This is a genomic window from Paenibacillus sp. FSL P4-0113, from assembly GCF_038009305.1.
In the GTDB taxonomy this organism is placed as follows: Bacteria; Bacillota; Bacilli; order Paenibacillales; family Paenibacillaceae; genus Paenibacillus; species Paenibacillus polymyxa_D.
Genome location: NZ_JBBPAZ010000001.1, coordinates 2,057,172 through 2,074,806 on the forward strand (window position 1 = coordinate 2,057,172; position 17,635 = coordinate 2,074,806).

Below are 17,635 nucleotides of genomic sequence, written 5' to 3' on the forward strand. Positions count from 1 at the left end.
GAATGTAGCTTTCCTTTGAGCATCGACTAAATTTTGTGAAACTTTTTTCCTAGAAAACTATTCAAAAAAAGGCCTCTCCAACCGATAGGAGAGGCTTTTGATTCTTTCATCTGTGACTTAAGGCTTATTTATTTCTTTTTACGCATCATATCAAAATACGATACGGGCTGATCTACCTTCATTCTAATTCGTTGAAGCGGGTGACGAGCAGCATCCAATTCGTTGCCTTCCTCATCCCAGATCGTTCCGACCGTTTGTTTGAAGAATGTTCCGTTCGGACCGAAAAATTCAATTTCATGACCGGGTTTAAAATGGTTCCGTTGTTGAATAGTTGCGATGCCACTCGCGGCATCGTAGTCCATGACTAGTCCAGCAAAATCATAAGGGACTGCTTTTTCTTCCGGCTCATAAATATGATCCTCATGATCCGGTGTATCGTAGAAAAACCCTGTATTCAGCGGACGATTAGCTGCCTTGTTAATTTCTTCAATCCATTCTGGTTTGAGCACATAATTTTCAGGATCAGCCATATAGGAATCAATCGCTTGACGATAGACATTCACAACCGTTGCCACATAGTGGATAGACTTCATCCGTCCCTCTACTTTAAAACTGTCTACACCTACATCAATCAGATCAGGGACATTTTCAATCATACATAGATCCTTGGAACCCATAGAAAAAGCATTATCACTCTCTTCAAACAATGGAAGCTGGTTAACACCGAGCTGGAACTGTTTCAGTGCATTGCTAACCTGTGCCTCTTCTTCAGATATCCAAACCTCACCTGGGCGGGCATCCTCAAACAGATCGTATTTCCAGCGGCAAGACTGACAACATCCCCCACGATTGGAATCACGGTCTGTAAAGTGATTGGACAACACGCAGCGGCCGGAAAATGAAGAGCACATCGCACCATGGACAAAAGCCTCGATTTCGATGTCCACATGCTTTTTAATTTCTTCGATTTCCTCCAGACTGGTCTCACGTCCAAGTACCACACGCGGTAACCCCTCGTTTTTCCAAAACTTTACCGCTTGCCAGTTCAGCGTGGACTGCTGTGTGCTCAAATGCACTTCCAATCCAGGAACAGCGCGCAATGCCACGGATACAATAGCCGGATCAGCGACGATAACGGCATGAATTCCCGCCTCGTACAGATTGCGCAAGTACTCCTCAATTCCGGCAATATCTTCATTGTGGGCATAGATATTGGTGGCCACAAGCACTTTAGCACCATACTTGTTCGCAAATTCTACACCTTCGCGCATTTCCTCAAAACTGAAATTATCGGCGTTAGAACGCAGACCATATTTTTGTCCACCAATATATACAGCATCCGCGCCATAGTGAACGGCAAACTTCAGTTTTTCCAGATTTCCGGCAGGAGCCAACAGCTCCGGCTTGTCCAAACGATTCCGTTTACCTATATATTTTCTCGCTTTGGTTATCGTCCCCATGACGTTCCCCCCTCTGTAAATTCATTTTAAAATTAATAAACCTGCTCTTTATAGAAAAATCCGAAGGAAAGTTCCCGTTCAGGATCTTGAAGACGGCGAACTTCATCCAGCCAGCTTTCATCATAAGCGTAAGCATCTGGGTCGGCTGTATAACTATCTATTGCTTTACGATAAGCACGAACAACCGCCTCATTGTAAGCCGTAGGCTTCAATAAGCCCTCGATCTTAAAGCTATGCACGCCCGCCTCCATTAGAATATGCAGGTCCTCCATGATGCAAAAATCATCTGAACTCATAATATGTGTCCCATTTATATCCTCGTAAATAGGGAACTTCTCTTCTTTCCGCTCTGCTTCAATCAGAAACAAGCCGCGTCCTCTACCCAAATCCCCTTCTACATTACGTCCCTGGTGCAGCATATAACTTTGAACAAGCTTACGCTTGGAGTGATAAATATTAGTCATGCCATGTACCTGAACCTGTGCTTCTATGTTCAACTTTGGTATCATTTCGGTAATTTCATCCATACTCAGCTCACGAGCCAAAATGACCCGGGAGGCCCCCTTTTCACCCCAATAGTTGGCGGTTGCGAAGTTGGTAGAGATCATCTCACCGTTCCAGAACAGCTTCAGATGCGGGGCATACTCCTTCACGGCCATAAGCACTGCGGGATCATTAAACTCAATGGCGTCTATGCCGCATCCAGCTAGGGTCTGCACATATTCGGGAATGAGCGGCAATAGCTCGTTCGTCATCAAATTCGTCATAGATACATATACCTGCGCCGCATGCTTGCGTGCTTCTTCTACCACTTCACGGATTTGGTCCGGTGTAAAATGTCCCGGCAGTCGCATTCCAAAGCGGTCATCTCCAATAAGTAATGCAGTAGCTCCAGCCCCCAGCATATGGCGGGCATCCTCCGGAGAGCTGGCAGTTGCCAGTAGTTCGGGTTTGTAAGCCATAGGCTCACCTCCTAATTTGTCTTACGGTTACTTACCTGAATGTTATGCAAATGTTCTTTATACGTTTTGGCAAACAAATGTTCATGTGTCCCGTCTTTTTTGGTCACATAAAATAAATAATCTGTAGCTTTCGGCTGTAAAGCCGCTATCACTGAGTTCAGACTGGGACTTGCAATCGGCCCTGGTGGAAGTCCCAGATGCAAATACGTATTATAAGGGCTTTCCACAGCCAAATCCTTGTAATACAGCCGTTCTTTTTGCTTGTCCAGCATATATTGAACCGTAGCATCAATTTCCAGCTTCTTACCCTGTTTGAGCCGGTTATAAATGACGCCAGCTACTACAGACCGCTCATCTTCCACAACCACCTCGCGCTCTACCAAAGAAGCAACCGTCAGCAGTTGATGCAGCGTTTCACCCCGCTGTTTCAGCTTGGCATCCAGATCGGAAACAGTCTCCAACCGCTTTTGTGTCTGTTCTAGCATCACCTGTATCATATCTTTGGCCGTGCTGCCCTTTTTCAGCTCATAGGTTTCCGGGAAAAGGTAGCCCTCCAGCGCATAGCGAAGCCCCGCCTGCTTTGGAATGTCCCGCACCAGCGCGACGTCAAAAGCGGACGGATCGTTGGCCAGCTGCAAAAATTGCTGCCGGTCTGCCAGTCCTTCCTTTTGCAGCTTATCAGCCATCTGTCTAATCGTAAAACCTTCCGGGATTGTAAAACGAATCATTTCCTCTTTGACAACATCTCCAGCCGATAACTTAGTAATCAACTGATCAAAGGTTGCGCCAGGCTGCGCCTCATATTTTCCGGCCTGAAATGCGCTTCCTTGCTGTTTGAATTTTACATAAGCCTTAAACACGAGCGCATTACGTATAAGTCCCTTTTGCTCCAGCGTATCTGCGATTGCCGATGTTCCTGTTCCCTGCACCACCGTAAAAGCAACGGGTTGTGTTTGGGGCTGAACAGGCTGCATGGCATTCCAAATATAGAGGGCTACCCCTCCTGCTATAATGATAAGCAGTAGCAACAACGTAAACATCCTCGTCCTTCGCTTCACATCCACCCAACTCCTTCACAGCCAAAAAGGGCGGACTGGTCCGCCCTTTCAGGTTTGATCTCATCGCTATCCAGACTTACAGTTCTTCCGGCAACGTACATTCATCGTACAGTTCGGAAATATCTTCCCACTCATCATCATCTTCAATGGTGGTGATAGAGATTTCGCCGTCTGTGGATGAGCTTACATGGTAAAGTTCATGTTCGCCAACAGCAGCCCCGGGTCTACGCAATACGGCGTACCGTTGCTCCCCTACCTTGAACTCTGCTTCCAATTCCATGCGAATCGCATGGCCCTGTTCATCCTGCAACTCTACATCGCCGTCGAACGTTTCCTTCAAATCAGAGGTCCAACTCAGGTCTTCACGTGAATAGCTCGTCATTTCCCGTCTTCCTCTTCCTCTTCCTCTTCTTCTACGAATGTATTAAAGGTCTCTTCGACGATTTCCCATTCGGCATCGTCTTGGATCACAAACAATTTAATATCATCGCCTTCTTCCTCGTAACGGAAGGCGTACACATCGGACTCATCAGCTTCAGGGTCCACTGGCGCAACCATCATGTACTTCGCTTCGGAACCATCTACCTCAAACTTCATAATGACCTCGAACTCTTCCTCGTTGCCCTCGTCATCGGCAATATAAATAATTTCCGGCTCTTCTTCCATACCCACTTGATTTTCAGCCATTACGAAATCCCCCTCACCTTGTACTGTGTGCGTCCAAATAGTTTTGCAAGATCAGGCTTGCGGCCAGTTTATCTACCACCTGCTTGCGTTTTTTTCGGCTGACGTCGGCCTCCAGAAGCGTACGCTCCGCCGAACGCGTCGTCAGCCGTTCATCCCAAAGGTGAACGGGTAAACCCAGTAACTCCTTGAGTCGGTTCGCAAACTCGATGCAAATCTCACCGCGTGGACCCACGGTTCCGTTCATGTTTTTCGGCAAGCCAACAACAACCTCGCCGACCTCATTTTCACGAACCAAATTTGCAATTTTACCGAACTCGCTGTCGTCACCGCGTCGTTCTATGACTTCCAATCCTTGGGCGGTCCAGCCGAAGGCATCACTTACGGCGACCCCAATTCGGCGATCCCCGTAATCCAATCCCATTACTTTCATGCCTGTCTCCTAACGATGCTTAGCAAGATAGAAACGAACCAACTCTTCAATCAACTCATCGCGTTCTTTTTTACGTACCAGGCTTCTAGCATTATTATGCCGTGGCACATAAGCCGGATCACCGGATAGCAAATAGCCGACAATTTGATTGATCGGATTGTATTCTTTTTCTACCAACGCATCATATACGGTCAACAAAATCTCCTGAGCAGAAGCTTCCTTTTCATCTGCCTTGACATTAAATTTGACCGTTTTGTCCATGGAATCCATTGTTGACACCTCGCTTCCACAAAACATGTGTACATGTTTATGCCAGCTTATTCTTTTACATCATACCATAAGCAAAGCCCTACAAGGAAATATCTAAGCCCGTTTTTTCCCAAAAATCTGCAAAAAATATCGAACTTTATCCTTGTGAGGCTGCCGCCACCAGTTCATGCGCACGTTGAAGTGCTTCATCCAGCTTGCTGGCATCCTTACCACCGGCTTGCGCCATGTCAGGTCGTCCGCCACCGCCGCCACCGCATACGGCAGCAATTTCTTTCACGAGCTTGCCTGCATGAAGTCCGGCCTTGGTATGCTCTGCCGGAACTGCTACGACAAAATTAACTTTATCGTCCATTGCAGCGCCGAGCACCAGCACAGCAGCCGGAAGTTTCCCTTTCAGTTCATCAGCAATCGCACGCAACGCGTCCATGCTGGAAGCCTGCACGCGCGCAGCCAGCAGCTGCACCCCGCCTGCTTGCACGACCTGATCGGTCAGCTGGCCTGCCTCAATAACGCTCAGCTTGCTCTGCAGCGATTCATTTTCACGGCTAAGGTCTTTAATTTGTTGCTGCAATGATTCGATACGCTTTGGTACCTCAGACAGCTTGGATTTTACAAGTCCAGCCGATACCTTCAACAGCTCTAATTGACCTTCCATATATTCAAAACCAAAACGTCCGGTCACCGCTTCAATACGACGTACACCTGATCCAATGCCGCTCTCGCTGACAAGCTTGAACAAGCCAATTTGCGAAGTATTGCTGACATGACAGCCACCGCATAGTTCAATGCTGTAATCGCCTACTTTAACGACCCGCACGATATCTCCATATTTTTCACCGAACAGCGCCATTGCTCCGAGAGCCTTGGCTTCATCAATCGGTTTCAGTTCAATATTAACGTCCAGTTGGCTCCAGATGGCACGGTTTACACGCAGTTCAATATCCGCCAGTTCTTCTGGTGTAATGCTTCCAAAATGGGAGAAATCAAAACGCAGACGCCCAGGCTCTACCAAAGAACCCGCCTGATTGACATGGTCACCCAGCACTTCTTTAAGCGCTTTGTGAAGCAAATGCGTAGCCGTATGGTTTTTCTCAATTTCTCCACGTGAAGCTTGATCAACTTCAGCTTTCACCGTATCGCCAACGTTCAGCTCACCAGCTTCTACAACAACCTGATGCACATGCTGACCTTGTGGCGCCTTAAACAATCCTTCGACCTTCGCGGTTACCGTACCTCCACGCAGCAAGCCTTGGTCACTGACTTGTCCTCCGCTTTCGGCATAGAAAGGAGTCACATCCAGCACGACCTGGCAAGACTGCCCTTCACTAACAGTGTCCACCAGTACATCTTCATATACAATCGCCACAATTTTAGACTCAGTTACGAGGTCATTATATCCAACAAATTCACTTTTAACCGCCAGATCGGACAAAGCTCCGCCCTGAATCTTCATGCTGGCGCTGTCCTGATGTGCATCACGGGCGCGTTTGCGTTGTTCCTGCATCGCTTCATCAAAGCCTTCACGGTCTACTTTCAAGCCCTGCTCGTCTGCATAATCCTCTGTGAGATCGAATGGGAACCCGTACGTATCATACAGTTTGAAGGCATCTGCTCCACTAATGACATTGCGACCTTCTGCCTTCGCCTGAGCACTGATATCGGACAAAATTGCCAATCCATCTGTCAGTGTTTCATGGAAGCGTTCCTCTTCCGTTTTGATCACTTTGATGATGAAATCACGCTTGTCCACTACCTCAGGGTAATACACACCCATGACATCCCCAACGGTTTCCACCAGCTCAAACATAAATGGACGGTTCATGCCCAGCATTTTGCCATAGCGCACAGCCCGGCGCAGCAAACGGCGGATCACGTAACCGCGTCCTTCATTAGAAGGCAGCACACCGTCACCAATTGCAAAAGCTACGGTACGAACATGGTCAGCAATAACCTTAAGAGCCACATCACTGTCCACATTTTCGTTATATTTCACTCCTGCCATCGCCGCTGTTTTTTGAATTAGTGGCTGGAAGATATCCGTATCAAAGTTGGAATCCACATTTTGCAGAATGGATGCAAAACGCTCCAATCCAGCCCCTGTATCAATATTTTTGTTTGGAAGCGGCGTATAGCTACCGTCTTTGTTATGGTTGAATTGTGAGAAAACGAGGTTCCACACTTCCAGATAACGCTCATTTTCTCCCCCCGGATACATTTCAGGGTCCGTCATGTCGCTACCGTAGGCTTCGCCACGATCATAAAAGATTTCCGTACAAGGTCCGCAAGGACCTTCACCGATATCCCAAAAGTTATCTTCCAGTTTGATGATACGTTCGGCAGGAAGTCCAACTTTTTCGTTCCACAGCTTGTACGCTTCCTCATCCTCAGGATACACAGTTACAGCCAGACGTTCCGGATCAAAACCAATCCATTTTGGATCCGTCAGAAACTCCCATGCCCATGTAATGACTTCTTCCTTAAAATAGTCGCCAATAGAAAAGTTGCCGAGCATTTCGAAAAAGGTGTGATGGCGGCGCGTTTTACCGACATTCTCAATATCGTTCGTCCGAATACATTTTTGCGAATTGGCGATACGTGGATTTTCTGGCTTCACACGTCCGTCAAAATAAGGCTTAAGCGGTGCCATACCCGCATTAATCCACAGCAGGGAAGGATCTTTATGTGGAACAAGCGGCGCGCTTGGTTCAATCACATGTCCCTTGCTTTCAAAAAACTCCAGCCATTTGGAGCGGATTTCACTAGCTTTCATATAAGTAGCCTCCTAATTATGGTGTCACTGGTTCCTGGCACAGGCCATAAAAAAACAGAAAAACGCCCCTGAACGGATCAGGGACGATTGTATCGCGGTACCACCCTGGTTAACGCCGTCCCCTCTGTACGAAATGCCCATGCGCAAGCTGCACACCAACATTTGCTTAACGGACGATCGATCGCCTTGTTTTCACTGGTAACGGGAGCATCCCGGCGGGTTCAGCCCGCACTTCGAAATGAGCTTTCCCTACTGGATAAACACATTTAAACATACTCAATTCAGTATATCCGTGTCATTTAGCCGTGTCAACGCGATATCAGACAAGATACATACGGTGTAAGGACAAAATCAGATCGTTTTCCGCTTCACGTAATAAGCAAAAAAATGTTGAAGTCCTACCTTTAATACCGCCATCACGGGAACCGCTAAAATCAAGCCGGTAATTCCCGCAATTTCACCACCCACTAGCAGAGCGAAAATAATGGCTATCGGATGCAGATGCAGCGTTCGTCCTACCACCTGGGGAGAAATGACATTGCTTTCCAACACTTGAATACAAGTGTTAACGACCACGACCAAAAGCACCATTTTGAAGGAGATTGTAGAAGCCATGATTACTGCCGGAGCGGCTCCCAAAAAGGGGCCCAAATATGGAACGATGTTAAAAACCGCAACCACTCCTGCCAGCAACAGCGCATAAGGCATGCCAATCAGCATATATCCGAGATAAGCCAGCACGCCAATAATGACGCATACCAGTAATTGTCCCCTGACATAGTTGCCAAGCGCCTGATCAATTTCCTTAAGTACCGTTACAATCGCCTTACGACGAGAACGCGGGAGGTAAGACACAATCGTCCGCTCGAACACATCAAAATCTTTCAAAATATAAAAAATGAGGAACGGTACAATGAATACATTGAACAGCATGTTGATCATCCCGCCGATGTTATCCATAAAGGTAGAAATTCCGGTTGCCATCCGATTCTCTAGTTGGAAAAACCATTGATTCATACCCGTTCGCACCCCTTGGGGCAAAATGCCGCTATCCATATTCGTCATTAATCCCTGTGCATGCATGGTCAGCTCAGGCAGATGCTCATTCAGCTCATCCAGTTGTTCAATAAACATCGGAATCAGGTTCATCAGAATCACAACGAGACTGGCCAAAAATACAGCATAGATGAGCAGCACAGCTACGCTTCGAGGCACCTTGCGACCGCCCAGCATATTGACAACAGGATTAAGTACATAGGAGATGATCATCGCTACCGCAAACGGAGCAATGATTGTTTTCAGAAATTCATACAAATGAAAAAACAAAGGTCGCAGCAGCCAGATAAAATATAGAATGACAAGTCCCAGCAGCGTCCATATTCCGTACCGGAACAGTCTACTTTTCGTTAATTGCTCCATTTCGTGCCCCCTTACCGGACTAGCCTTCTTTAAGTATATGCCTGTACCTCTACTTTAATCCTTCCCGCGAGTCTGGAATGCTCCATCGATTACCATTGTAAAAAAATGATGAAAACGGATGAAAATAATTAACAAAGTCATTCCATCTGACGATATAAGTACAAAGCACTATTTTAGGATTTCATATTTCTGAAACATCGGGGGTCATTACATGAACTTAAAAATCAAGCTTATTCTCCTTTTCACTTGCATTGTTATCGTTGCAGCCGGGCCTTTATCCGTTATTAGCATGACAAGTATCAAAAATCAGGCTAACCGTGACATACAAGAGCTTATGACTAGTAAAGCCACCGAAACCGTCAATCAGCTCGACGGATGGACCAGCGGCAATGCCAAAATTATCGAGACACTGGCTGCAGGCCTGGAATCGAGTGATATTTCATCAGATGCCAAAACCGTATCTCTGAAAGCAGCTTTTGAAAACTATAAAGATCAAAATATTTCCAACATCTACGCAGGCTTTGAAGATGGATCCTACTGGGATGGATCTGGCTGGTTTGAAGCTGGTTATGATCCTCGCGCTCGTCCGTGGTACAAGGATGCCAAAACCAAGGGAGAAATGTATTATTCCTCACCTTACACCGATGCAGGCAGCAATGACTTCACCATTTCTATTGCTAAACCTCTCAAAGATTCCAACGGCTCTATCACCGGGGTAGTCAGCGAGGATATTATGTTAAATGATATGACAAAAATCATTAAAGACATAAACCTGAACGGATTAGGCTACGCATTTCTGATTGACCAGAATGGAGTTGTGGTCGCACACCCAGACAGCAAGCTGGCCGGTAAAAACCTTAAGGATACGCCCGAGTTGGGTTCATCAACTGCGGCCCTGCTGAGCACAGCTTCGGGAAAAACAGACTATACCTATAATGGCAGTGACCGTCAGCTTTATTTTAAAAAGATGCCTAGCACGGGCTGGATTGTAGGATTGTCCATTTCAAAAGATATTGCTTTTCAGGAGTATTACTCCACTCGTAATCAGTTGATTATTACCGTTGCTATCATCTTGGTCGTTGCTATGCTGCTGGCAATCTGGGCGGCAAACAACTTTATCAAGCCAATTCGGAAGCTTCAAGTGAACGTCAAACGTATAGCTGAAGGCGATATGACAGCTCGTGTGGACATTAAGGGTAAAGATGAAATTGCCAGCCTGGGTACAGATTTTAATATCATGTCTGATAATCTATCTCACCTGTTGCGCAAGGTATCAGATACTGCAGGCGATGTCAGCTCAGCTTCCCATGATATGCATCAGCACGCTAAGGATACTGGAACCATCGCGTCACAAATCTCCAGCGCAGTTCAGGAACTTGCCCAAGGAGCGAGCGACCAAGCTGAGGCTGTATATTCCGGCTCTGAGAAGCTGACTCACATGACAGGCTCCATCGACCAGATTGGCGAAAGTGTCAAACGGACCCAAACTGCCGTATTCGAAACAGATTCTGCCGTGCTTGCAGGGTATGAAACAGCTGAACGTCAAGCGAAACTGGCCGCCGAGTCCAGACAAACGACGACTGCGGCAGGGGAAGCCGTAGATTCACTCACGCTAAAAACTCAGGATATTGAGCGGCTGGCCGGAGCCATCCATGATATCGCCGCACAAACAAACCTACTGGCCCTCAATGCATCTATCGAAGCAGCACGGGCCGGGGAACACGGACGAGGTTTTGCCGTCGTCGCGGGAGAAGTGAGAAAGCTGGCTGAGCAAGCGGGCAGTTCCAGTGACAGTATCATGAGTAAGCTGGAAGAAATTAAGATTGCAGGAGTACAAAGCGCGGAGGAAATGAAGAGGGCTCTTGCTGTAACTGTAGAACAGGAGCACGCTGCCATTGCAACGAGACAGGCGTTTGAGTCCATTCGTGGCGCTTCTCAGCATATGCTTGCCCAAATTGAGGACGTTACAGCCGCCGCAGATGATCTCCGTGTGAATGCCGGGCATATTTCCGACGTCATTTCCAGCGTTGTCGCTGTTTCTGAGCAAAGTGCAGCATCTACAGAGGAAGTGGCCTCCTCTGTGCAAGAACAAGGTCATGCCATGAATAATATTGCTGACCTTTCTGCCAAACTCGATTCTCATGCAGATCTTCTATTGGAAGAGGTCAAACGCTTTAAATTGTAGAACTTACAATCTTCACAATAACGGTATACAAAAGAGGGTGCCCTCAGCCATTATGGCCGTACGGGGCACCCTCTTCGTTGTTTTTTATCAAGCGTTATACAACCTACTAAGCCGTATGTAGATCACACTTCTTAGTAAGCAGCCTGTCCACTTTTGGTGTCCAGCTTAGGAAGAAGCGTGAATTTGCGGCAAGTCCTGTTGTGCCATCTCATCTCCAAAGAATAGGTCGTCCAGCGAACTGAGCGTTCCATCCTCTTCCACTTGGTAGACAGACATTTTTTCACCATTCACCTGAAGTTCGATAAAGCATCCCCAGCAATAAAATTGATGGGAGCCAATTTTTCCGATATCTTTGGAATTACAATTCGGACATCTCAATAAACTCACCCTATCCATTAACAGAATATATGGCTTTTTCCAGACGCTGCTCGCTTAATGGGGGAACCATAACAGCATTTTCCCCGATGGACATCTCTTCGGTGCAGGGCAGCCATTTCCGCCCCTCTATAATATCCGATACAAAACCATCGCTGATTTCCAAGCCTATTATGTTATTGCCCATTTCCTGGTCAAAATAAACATCCGAGATGTGCCCGAGCATAAGCCCTTCCTCTGTTAGCACGGATAGATCCTTCAGTTTACAAGGCCCAAGCAAGTACGTATGTTGTATATCATGGGCCTCCATTTTACGCACAGCCTGCTGATTGCGAATCATGATCGCATCCTCACCGTAAGCAACGATGTCATCCCAAGCAACCATTTTCACGTGAGAAGAAAAAAGTCCCTTTCCTTCCAACTCGATCCCTGAGATTCGCCAATCCGCTGTCACCATAAAGTCATGTATTTTACCAATCTGCTTCCCGTCCTCCACATCGAAAACGGCAAGTCCGATCATATCTTGAAGCTTCATATATAGGGTACCTCCTCATTCTGCAATCTGAACGAAGGTGCGGTCCTTTTCCTACATGCCTGTCAGACCTTGCTTCCGTTCATGCAATGAAATGGAAAAACCGCCCCTCCCTTCTTATTAAAATGCGGAGAAATCCCTAGTACCTAGTACGCAGCCGCTTCCATATGGTTTCAATTTTCTTGGCCGTGTATTCCATTTCTTCCGTAGTATTACCCAAACCGAAGCTAAACCGAATCGCTGAATGTAAAACATCTTCAGGAAGATCCATCGCCTGCAATACATGCGATAGCTCTAAAGATCCGGAAGTGCAGGCTGATCCGCTTGCTGCTGCGATTCCTTCCATATCAAGGTTCATCAGCATGGTCTCTGTACCAATGGCCGGAAAGCTAACATTGAGAACATTAGGTAAAGAATGATCAGGGTCACCGTTAATCACAAAATTTTGGCTACCCAGAGTGTCTTCCAACCCTTTAAGCAACGTCTGGCGAAGAACCGTATCGTGCGCCCCACGCTCCTCAATGGAAGCATTAGCAAGAGTTGCGGCTTTAGCCAGCCCCGTAATACCGGCGATATTTTCTGTTCCGGCACGGCGTTTCTTTTCCTGAAGTCCCCCATGCATTAGCGGCTGAAGGCGTGTACCTTGGCGGATATACAATGCCCCAACCCCTTGCGGTCCGTTAATCTTATGACCAGACACACTCAGTAAGTCAATCGGGAGGTTCCGGCAGTCGATGGATATATGACCGAAAGCTTGAACCGCATCTACATGGAATACAACTCCATGTTCTCTCGCAATCTGCCCTACTTCTGAGATCGGCTGAATGACGCCCACCTCATTGTTGGCATACATCATGCTGATCAAAAAAGTATCTGGTCGAATGGCAGCCTCGATATCCGCAGGGTTCACGCGTCCAAACCCGTTGACCGGGACATAAGTTACCTCATACCCCGCTTTTTCCAGCTCATCACAAGCATGAAGCACTGCATGATGTTCAACCGCAGTTGTAATCATATGCCCTGAAGTACGGCCGTCTGCCGTAGCCGTCCCAAACAGGGCCAGATTATCACTTTCTGTTCCTCCGCTCGTAAAAATAATTTCTTCAGGCTTGCAGCCCAAAGAGGCCGCAACGGCATCCCGAGCAGCGCTGACGGTGCGCTTGGCATCGCGGCCAAAGGCATGAACGCTCGAAGCGTTGCCGAATTGGCCAGTCATGATGTCCATCATAGTCTGCGCAACCTCAGGATGCATAGGAGTCGATGCGGCATGATCCAGATAAATTCTGTTCATGTTATCCACCTCAAATGTAGAACATGTAATTATCCAATTCATCATGTTCTTGGTATGTGATCAAGTCCTTAAGTGTAGTAGAATCCAACACTTCAGCGATGCTGTCACGAATTCGCAGCCACAGCTGACGTTTTGCCGGATCGTCTTCTTCCGTGAAATCGACCGGAGAAATCGGACCTTCCAGTACACGAATGATGTCTCCCGCTGTTACTCCTGCCGGTTCATTCGCCAAAATATAACCGCCGTAAGCACCACGGATACTTTTTACCAAACCTGCATTACGCAAAGGCGCAATGAGCTGTTCCAGATAATGCTCTGACAGCTGATTTTTTTCGGCAATACTTTTCAAAGAAGTTGGACCTTCGCCAAACCTGGCTGCAAGTTCCATCATAATGGTCAGGCCGTAACGGCCTTTCGTTGATATTTTCAATTGTGCCACCTCACTTATAGTAACAATTCCGTTAAACACGCGGAATAACTGGTGCTGTAAACCTCTCTATTCCGATCCTAACCCTCAGCTTATGTTAACATATTAGGGCAGGTAAAGGGAAACATTACGGTAACAATCTTAAAAAAAGTTGCTTTCGGGCGATTTGGAACAGCTTTAGCCCGTTTTATGTAGCTTTCTTCCATCGTTCGCCGTGTCGTTTGATCGTCCAAACATCGTATCTTATTATCGTTTATGTTACAATAGGTGGGTTCTACAACTATATTGAAAGAATTGGGTGATGACCATGGCTAAAGCCAATCATGAAACCCGTGTCGTCGTCGGGATGTCCGGTGGCGTCGACTCATCCGTTACTGCGCTGCTGCTGAAGGAGCAGGGCTATGACGTAATCGGCATCTTCATGAAAAACTGGGATGACACGGATGAATTTGGCCGTTGTACGGCTGAGGAGGATGCGGAGGATGTGCGCCGTGTCTGCGAACAGATCGACATTCCTTACTATACCGTCAATTTTGAAAAAGAATACTTCGATAAAGTATTCTCTTATTTTCTTGATGAATATAAAGCTGGACGCACACCCAACCCGGATGTCATGTGTAACCGTGAAATTAAATTCGGCGAGTTTCTAAATAAAGCGCTGGATTTGGGAGCAGATTATGTTGCTACTGGACATTATGCACGGGTTGTGGAAGAAGACGGCCACTTTACTTTGCTGCGAGGCGTGGACAGCAACAAGGATCAAACTTATTTCCTGAATGCGTTAAGCCAAAAGCAGCTATCCCGAACCATGTTCCCTATCGGTCATCTGCCGAAACCAGAAGTGCGTAAAATTGCGGAAGCTGCGGGACTGTATACGGCCAAGAAGAAAGACAGCACAGGCGTATGTTTTATCGGCGAGCGTAATTTCAAGGAGTTTCTGAGTGGATATCTACCTGCAAAAGGTGGAGACATGGTGGATATCGCTACTGGTGAAGTCAAAGGACGCCACGATGGTCTGATGTACTATACACTGGGTCAACGTCAAGGCTTGGGCATTGGCGGCTCAGGTTCAGGCGAACCGTGGTTCGTAGCGGATAAGGATCTGGAGAAGAATATTCTGTATGTGGTACAGGGTGATCGTCACCACAGCCTGTATTCTACCAGCCTGATTGCAACAGATGTGAACTGGATTGAAGGCGCAGATACTCGTCCGACCGGCGAATTCCGTTGCACAGCCAAATTCCGTTATCGCCAACCTGATCAGCAAGTAACTTTACAATGGCTTGCGGATGGGACCGTGCATGTCATATTCGATGTACATCAAAAGGCCATTACGCCTGGACAAGCTGTTGTATTTTACGACGGGGAACGCTGTCTGGGTGGAGGAACCATTGATAAGGTTGAAAAACTTCAGCCTGAAACGGTTTAAATGAAAGCCATTTTGCATTGATATAGCAGGAATTAAAAAAGTCGTCTCTCCAGATTTGGAAGGGGCGACTTTTTTTTATGAAAGTTTATTTTAGTTCATGGCTTGTAAAGAATTCATAATCTGCTCTTTATGATGTCTGTCATGCTGGACAAACATTTCTCGCAAAAAATTTCCCATGGTGTATGAGCTATTAGGAAATTGACGGATAAACATTGATTCTGAAACCATCTTGAGCTTCACAATCATTCGCCTACGCTCTGCAATAGCTTCATTTAACAAATCATGTGGTTTCATATTTCTGCCGAATGCAACGGACGAATCGTTAAACGCTTGTACATCAGGATGTTCTTGGAGCGTAATTTGTTCCTCATTGATAATCTGTATGAGTGTCTTAGTGAAGCTTTTGTCCCACCCCATAATATGACTGATCATATCTTGTATTGACCATGTACCCACTATGGGTTTACGAAGTAGCTCATTTTTCTAAATCTTCAGAAATCTCAGCTATCGTCGCCAATTGAATTCCTCCTTTAAGGTAAGTAACTTTTGATAACATCCTCATTTGGGTATATGATGTAAACAAGATCATACTTCAATTGAAAAGGAGCGTGCCTTTATGTCTGATTCATTAGGAATGCTGACACCAGGTAAAAAAGTTTCTTTGAAAGAATGGGACCCTAAGGATACAAATAATATCAAAAATAAAGAAGAAATCCGACAGGAAACAGATCAATTGAAGGAACGCTTCACGGAATTACAAAGCAAATTATTTACAGAGAAAAAACAATCCGTTTTATTTATATTTCAGGGCATGGATTGCAGCGGCAAAGATGGCGTCATCAAACAGGTATTTTCTAATCTGAATCCGGCGGGGGTGACGGTCCACAGCTTCAAATCGCCTACGGCTGAGGAATTAAGTCATGATTTCTTGTGGCGTGCTCATAGCGTTACCCCAGGACGTGGATATATTGCAGCATTTAACCGTTCTTATTATGAGGATGTGCTAATTACACGTGTTCACGGACAGATATCCGATAAGCAGGCCAAACGGAATATTAAGCATATCAAGCATTTTGAACAGTTGTTGCTGGATAATGGTGTAAAGGTGGTTAAAATCTTTTTACATATTTCAAAGCAATTTCAGTTAGAAAAGCTGATCGACCGAATTGAAAAGCCTCACAAAAACTGGAAACTCGATCCAAGTGATTTGCAGGAACGGAAATTTTGGAAGCAATATACCCAGTATTATGAGGATGTATTAGAGCTAAGCGCAACCAAACAAGCTCCTTGGTATGTCGTTCCTTCAGACAACCGTTGGTATAGGGATTATACTGTGCTGCGGATTGCCGTCCAAACGCTGGAGGAAATGAAGTTGTCTGATCCTGATCCAAGACCTGAACTCGAATCCCTTTTACCTGAATTGTACAAAGAACGAGATAAAAAATAGCTGTATAGGTACAGCACTAAGCTTCCAAAACCGTATCACGGCTGAGAATGCCTTGAGTCGGGATTGGAAGCTTTTTATTGCATTTTTACGTGTTATTTCGAAAATGTATAAAGCTTAACTGACTCTGTACCCGATAGCCGCAGCTACAACTCCTACCACGACAGAGGAAAGTACATACGTAGCCATGCGTCGGTATTCTTTGCGCTCCATCAGTTGAAGAGATTCATAGCCGAATGTGGAAAAGGTGGTGTAGCTGCCACAAAAACCTGTTCCTAACAGCATCCAGAGTGCAGGAGACAACTGGTGTTGCGTAAACTCACCATAGAGCCAGCCTAGCAGCAATGAACCGCTGACGTTAATGATCCACGTCCCCCACGGGAATACGGTACCCAACCTCTTGCCGGCCCACATACCAAGCCCGTATCTCGCCAGTGTACCCATAATCCCGCCTGCCGCCGCCCACCAGATCATAAGCGTTCCTCCTTCGGAGCAGCCTGCGTCATTTTTGTACCTAGACGGATACCTGTCCATGTCAAAAATAGCCCTCCGCCTACGCTTAGCAGGAGGTACAACACAGCCGTCAGCATACGATCGTGAACTGTGAGGCGTACAGCATCCACTGCAAAAGTGGAAAAGGTGGTAAAGCCCCCTGTAAAGCCTGTTCCGATGGCAAGTCGCAATCGCGGCTTGATCCGCCATGATCGCAAGGTTACCGTAAAGAACCAACCAAGAAACAGGCAGCCGATCCAATTAATTAGCAGCACACCAAGTGGAAAATCCGCACCCGCCGCAGGCAGCAGCGATTGCAGGCCATAACGGGTAGAGGTTCCAAGCGCTCCGCCCGCGGCAACGAATAACATGTCTTTCATTTTTTTATCCCCTTCTTCGCACTT

Annotated in this window: 19 protein-coding genes; 3 read left to right on the forward strand and 16 right to left on the reverse strand. The window is 46.5% G+C overall.

Features of this window, described 5'->3' with window-relative positions:
- Positions 1 to 128 precede the first annotated feature (128 nt).
- The 9 genes from MKX46_RS08610 to MKX46_RS08650 form a co-directional block, all read right to left on the reverse strand.
- On the reverse strand, positions 129 to 1,460 hold the full coding sequence (locus tag MKX46_RS08610; RefSeq protein ID WP_069012471.1) for a peptidase U32 family protein: 1,332 nt from the start codon (positions 1,458 to 1,460) through the stop codon (positions 129 to 131).
- Between the two features lie 32 nt (positions 1,461 to 1,492).
- Entirely contained in the window at positions 1,493 to 2,422 is a 930-nt protein-coding gene (locus MKX46_RS08615; protein WP_318627537.1) for a peptidase U32 family protein, read from the reverse strand.
- Positions 2,423 to 2,433: 11 nt separating this feature from the next.
- Positions 2,434 to 3,462: an endolytic transglycosylase MltG gene (mltG, locus tag MKX46_RS08620; protein ID WP_069012469.1), complete on the reverse strand. Its 1,029-nt coding sequence runs from the start codon at positions 3,460 to 3,462 to the stop codon at positions 2,434 to 2,436.
- A 94-nt stretch (positions 3,463 to 3,556) separates the two neighbouring features.
- Entirely contained in the window at positions 3,557 to 3,862 is a 306-nt protein-coding gene (locus MKX46_RS08625; protein WP_013311522.1) for a DUF1292 domain-containing protein, read from the reverse strand.
- The gene (locus tag MKX46_RS08630) at positions 3,859 to 4,167 is read right to left on the reverse strand and encodes a DUF1292 domain-containing protein (protein ID WP_241113411.1); all 309 of its coding nucleotides are present in this window, start codon (positions 4,165 to 4,167) and stop codon (positions 3,859 to 3,861) included. The genes MKX46_RS08625 and MKX46_RS08630 overlap by 4 nt, the downstream gene beginning before the upstream one ends.
- 13 nt (positions 4,168 to 4,180) lie before the next feature.
- Positions 4,181 to 4,597, reverse strand: coding sequence for a Holliday junction resolvase RuvX (gene ruvX / locus MKX46_RS08635; RefSeq protein ID WP_029515724.1), 417 nt, complete (start codon positions 4,595 to 4,597; stop codon positions 4,181 to 4,183).
- A gap of 9 nt (positions 4,598 to 4,606) precedes the next feature.
- Positions 4,607 to 4,867 (reverse strand): IreB family regulatory phosphoprotein, encoded by a 261-nt coding sequence (locus MKX46_RS08640; protein ID WP_007431624.1) that lies wholly within the window; start codon positions 4,865 to 4,867, stop codon positions 4,607 to 4,609.
- 136 nt (positions 4,868 to 5,003) lie between these two features.
- Positions 5,004 to 7,637, reverse strand: a complete 2,634-nt coding sequence (gene alaS, locus MKX46_RS08645) for an alanine--tRNA ligase (protein ID WP_029515725.1) — start codon at positions 7,635 to 7,637, stop codon at positions 5,004 to 5,006.
- 351 nt (positions 7,638 to 7,988) lie between these two features.
- Positions 7,989 to 9,056 (reverse strand): AI-2E family transporter, encoded by a 1,068-nt coding sequence (locus MKX46_RS08650; RefSeq protein WP_029515726.1) that lies wholly within the window; start codon positions 9,054 to 9,056, stop codon positions 7,989 to 7,991.
- Positions 9,057 to 9,267: 211 nt separating this feature from the next.
- Here MKX46_RS08650 and MKX46_RS08655 point away from each other — a divergent pair, with 211 nt between their 5' ends.
- The gene (locus tag MKX46_RS08655; protein WP_029515727.1) at positions 9,268 to 11,241 is read left to right on the forward strand and encodes a methyl-accepting chemotaxis protein; all 1,974 of its coding nucleotides are present in this window, start codon (positions 9,268 to 9,270) and stop codon (positions 11,239 to 11,241) included.
- 165 nt (positions 11,242 to 11,406) lie between these two features.
- Here MKX46_RS08655 and MKX46_RS08660 read toward each other — a convergent pair whose 3' ends face one another.
- The 4 genes from MKX46_RS08660 to cymR form a co-directional block, all read right to left on the reverse strand.
- Positions 11,407 to 11,619: a hypothetical protein gene (locus tag MKX46_RS08660; protein WP_013311529.1), complete on the reverse strand. Its 213-nt coding sequence runs from the start codon at positions 11,617 to 11,619 to the stop codon at positions 11,407 to 11,409.
- A 10-nt stretch (positions 11,620 to 11,629) separates the two neighbouring features.
- Positions 11,630 to 12,151 carry a PRC-barrel domain-containing protein gene (locus MKX46_RS08665; protein ID WP_029515728.1) on the reverse strand — a complete coding sequence of 174 codons (522 nt, stop codon included), beginning with the start codon at positions 12,149 to 12,151 and terminating at the stop codon, positions 11,630 to 11,632.
- A gap of 136 nt (positions 12,152 to 12,287) precedes the next feature.
- On the reverse strand, positions 12,288 to 13,439 hold the full coding sequence (locus tag MKX46_RS08670) for a cysteine desulfurase family protein (protein WP_029515729.1): 1,152 nt from the start codon (positions 13,437 to 13,439) through the stop codon (positions 12,288 to 12,290).
- Between the two features lie 10 nt (positions 13,440 to 13,449).
- Positions 13,450 to 13,869, reverse strand: a complete 420-nt coding sequence (gene cymR / locus MKX46_RS08675) for a cysteine metabolism transcriptional regulator CymR (protein WP_013311532.1) — start codon at positions 13,867 to 13,869, stop codon at positions 13,450 to 13,452.
- A gap of 304 nt (positions 13,870 to 14,173) precedes the next feature.
- On the opposite strand from cymR, the gene mnmA reads away from it, so the two are divergent.
- Positions 14,174 to 15,295: a tRNA 2-thiouridine(34) synthase MnmA gene (mnmA, locus tag MKX46_RS08680; RefSeq protein ID WP_029515730.1), complete on the forward strand. Its 1,122-nt coding sequence runs from the start codon at positions 14,174 to 14,176 to the stop codon at positions 15,293 to 15,295.
- 90 nt (positions 15,296 to 15,385) lie between these two features.
- On the opposite strand, the gene MKX46_RS08685 is transcribed toward mnmA, so the two are convergent.
- Positions 15,386 to 15,727 (reverse strand): ClbS/DfsB family four-helix bundle protein, encoded by a 342-nt coding sequence (locus tag MKX46_RS08685; RefSeq protein WP_341071160.1) that lies wholly within the window; start codon positions 15,725 to 15,727, stop codon positions 15,386 to 15,388.
- A gap of 184 nt (positions 15,728 to 15,911) precedes the next feature.
- On the opposite strand from MKX46_RS08685, the gene MKX46_RS08690 reads away from it, so the two are divergent.
- Positions 15,912 to 16,742 carry a PPK2 family polyphosphate kinase gene (locus tag MKX46_RS08690; protein WP_165149671.1) on the forward strand — a complete coding sequence of 277 codons (831 nt, stop codon included), beginning with the start codon at positions 15,912 to 15,914 and terminating at the stop codon, positions 16,740 to 16,742.
- A gap of 114 nt (positions 16,743 to 16,856) precedes the next feature.
- Here the strand turns inward: MKX46_RS08690 and crcB (MKX46_RS08695) are convergent, their stop codons facing one another.
- Positions 16,857 to 17,213: a fluoride efflux transporter CrcB gene (crcB, locus tag MKX46_RS08695; RefSeq protein WP_029515732.1), complete on the reverse strand. Its 357-nt coding sequence runs from the start codon at positions 17,211 to 17,213 to the stop codon at positions 16,857 to 16,859.
- Entirely contained in the window at positions 17,210 to 17,611 is a 402-nt protein-coding gene (crcB, locus tag MKX46_RS08700; RefSeq protein WP_029515733.1) for a fluoride efflux transporter CrcB, read from the reverse strand. The genes crcB (MKX46_RS08695) and crcB (MKX46_RS08700) overlap by 4 nt, the downstream gene beginning before the upstream one ends.
- Positions 17,612 to 17,635 lie beyond the last annotated feature (24 nt).

Excerpts from the sequence above, each read along its gene's own strand:
- MKX46_RS08610 (WP_069012471.1), bottom strand. The coding sequence starts at position 1,460 with ATGGGGACGATAACCAAAGCGAGAAAATATATAGGTAAACGGAATCGT.
- MKX46_RS08615 (WP_318627537.1), bottom strand. The coding sequence starts at position 2,422 with ATGGCTTACAAACCCGAACTACTGGCAACTGCCAGCTCTCCGGAGGAT.
- mltG (WP_069012469.1), bottom strand. The coding sequence starts at position 3,462 with ATGTTTACGTTGTTGCTACTGCTTATCATTATAGCAGGAGGGGTAGCC.
- MKX46_RS08625 (WP_013311522.1), bottom strand. The coding sequence starts at position 3,862 with ATGACGAGCTATTCACGTGAAGACCTGAGTTGGACCTCTGATTTGAAG.
- MKX46_RS08630 (WP_241113411.1), bottom strand. The coding sequence starts at position 4,167 with ATGGCTGAAAATCAAGTGGGTATGGAAGAAGAGCCGGAAATTATTTAT.
- ruvX (WP_029515724.1), bottom strand. The coding sequence starts at position 4,597 with ATGAAAGTAATGGGATTGGATTACGGGGATCGCCGAATTGGGGTCGCC.
- MKX46_RS08640 (WP_007431624.1), bottom strand. The coding sequence starts at position 4,867 with ATGGATTCCATGGACAAAACGGTCAAATTTAATGTCAAGGCAGATGAA.
- alaS (WP_029515725.1), bottom strand. The coding sequence starts at position 7,637 with ATGAAAGCTAGTGAAATCCGCTCCAAATGGCTGGAGTTTTTTGAAAGC.
- MKX46_RS08650 (WP_029515726.1), bottom strand. The coding sequence starts at position 9,056 with ATGGAGCAATTAACGAAAAGTAGACTGTTCCGGTACGGAATATGGACG.
- MKX46_RS08655 (WP_029515727.1), top strand. The coding sequence starts at position 9,268 with ATGAACTTAAAAATCAAGCTTATTCTCCTTTTCACTTGCATTGTTATC.
- MKX46_RS08665 (WP_029515728.1), bottom strand. The coding sequence starts at position 12,151 with ATGAAGCTTCAAGATATGATCGGACTTGCCGTTTTCGATGTGGAGGAC.
- MKX46_RS08670 (WP_029515729.1), bottom strand. The coding sequence starts at position 13,439 with ATGAACAGAATTTATCTGGATCATGCCGCATCGACTCCTATGCATCCT.
- mnmA (WP_029515730.1), top strand. The coding sequence starts at position 14,174 with ATGGCTAAAGCCAATCATGAAACCCGTGTCGTCGTCGGGATGTCCGGT.
- MKX46_RS08685 (WP_341071160.1), bottom strand. The coding sequence starts at position 15,727 with ATGATCAGTCATATTATGGGGTGGGACAAAAGCTTCACTAAGACACTC.
- MKX46_RS08690 (WP_165149671.1), top strand. The coding sequence starts at position 15,912 with ATGTCTGATTCATTAGGAATGCTGACACCAGGTAAAAAAGTTTCTTTG.
- crcB (WP_029515732.1), bottom strand. The coding sequence starts at position 17,213 with ATGATCTGGTGGGCGGCGGCAGGCGGGATTATGGGTACACTGGCGAGA.
- crcB (WP_029515733.1), bottom strand. The coding sequence starts at position 17,611 with ATGAAAGACATGTTATTCGTTGCCGCGGGCGGAGCGCTTGGAACCTCT.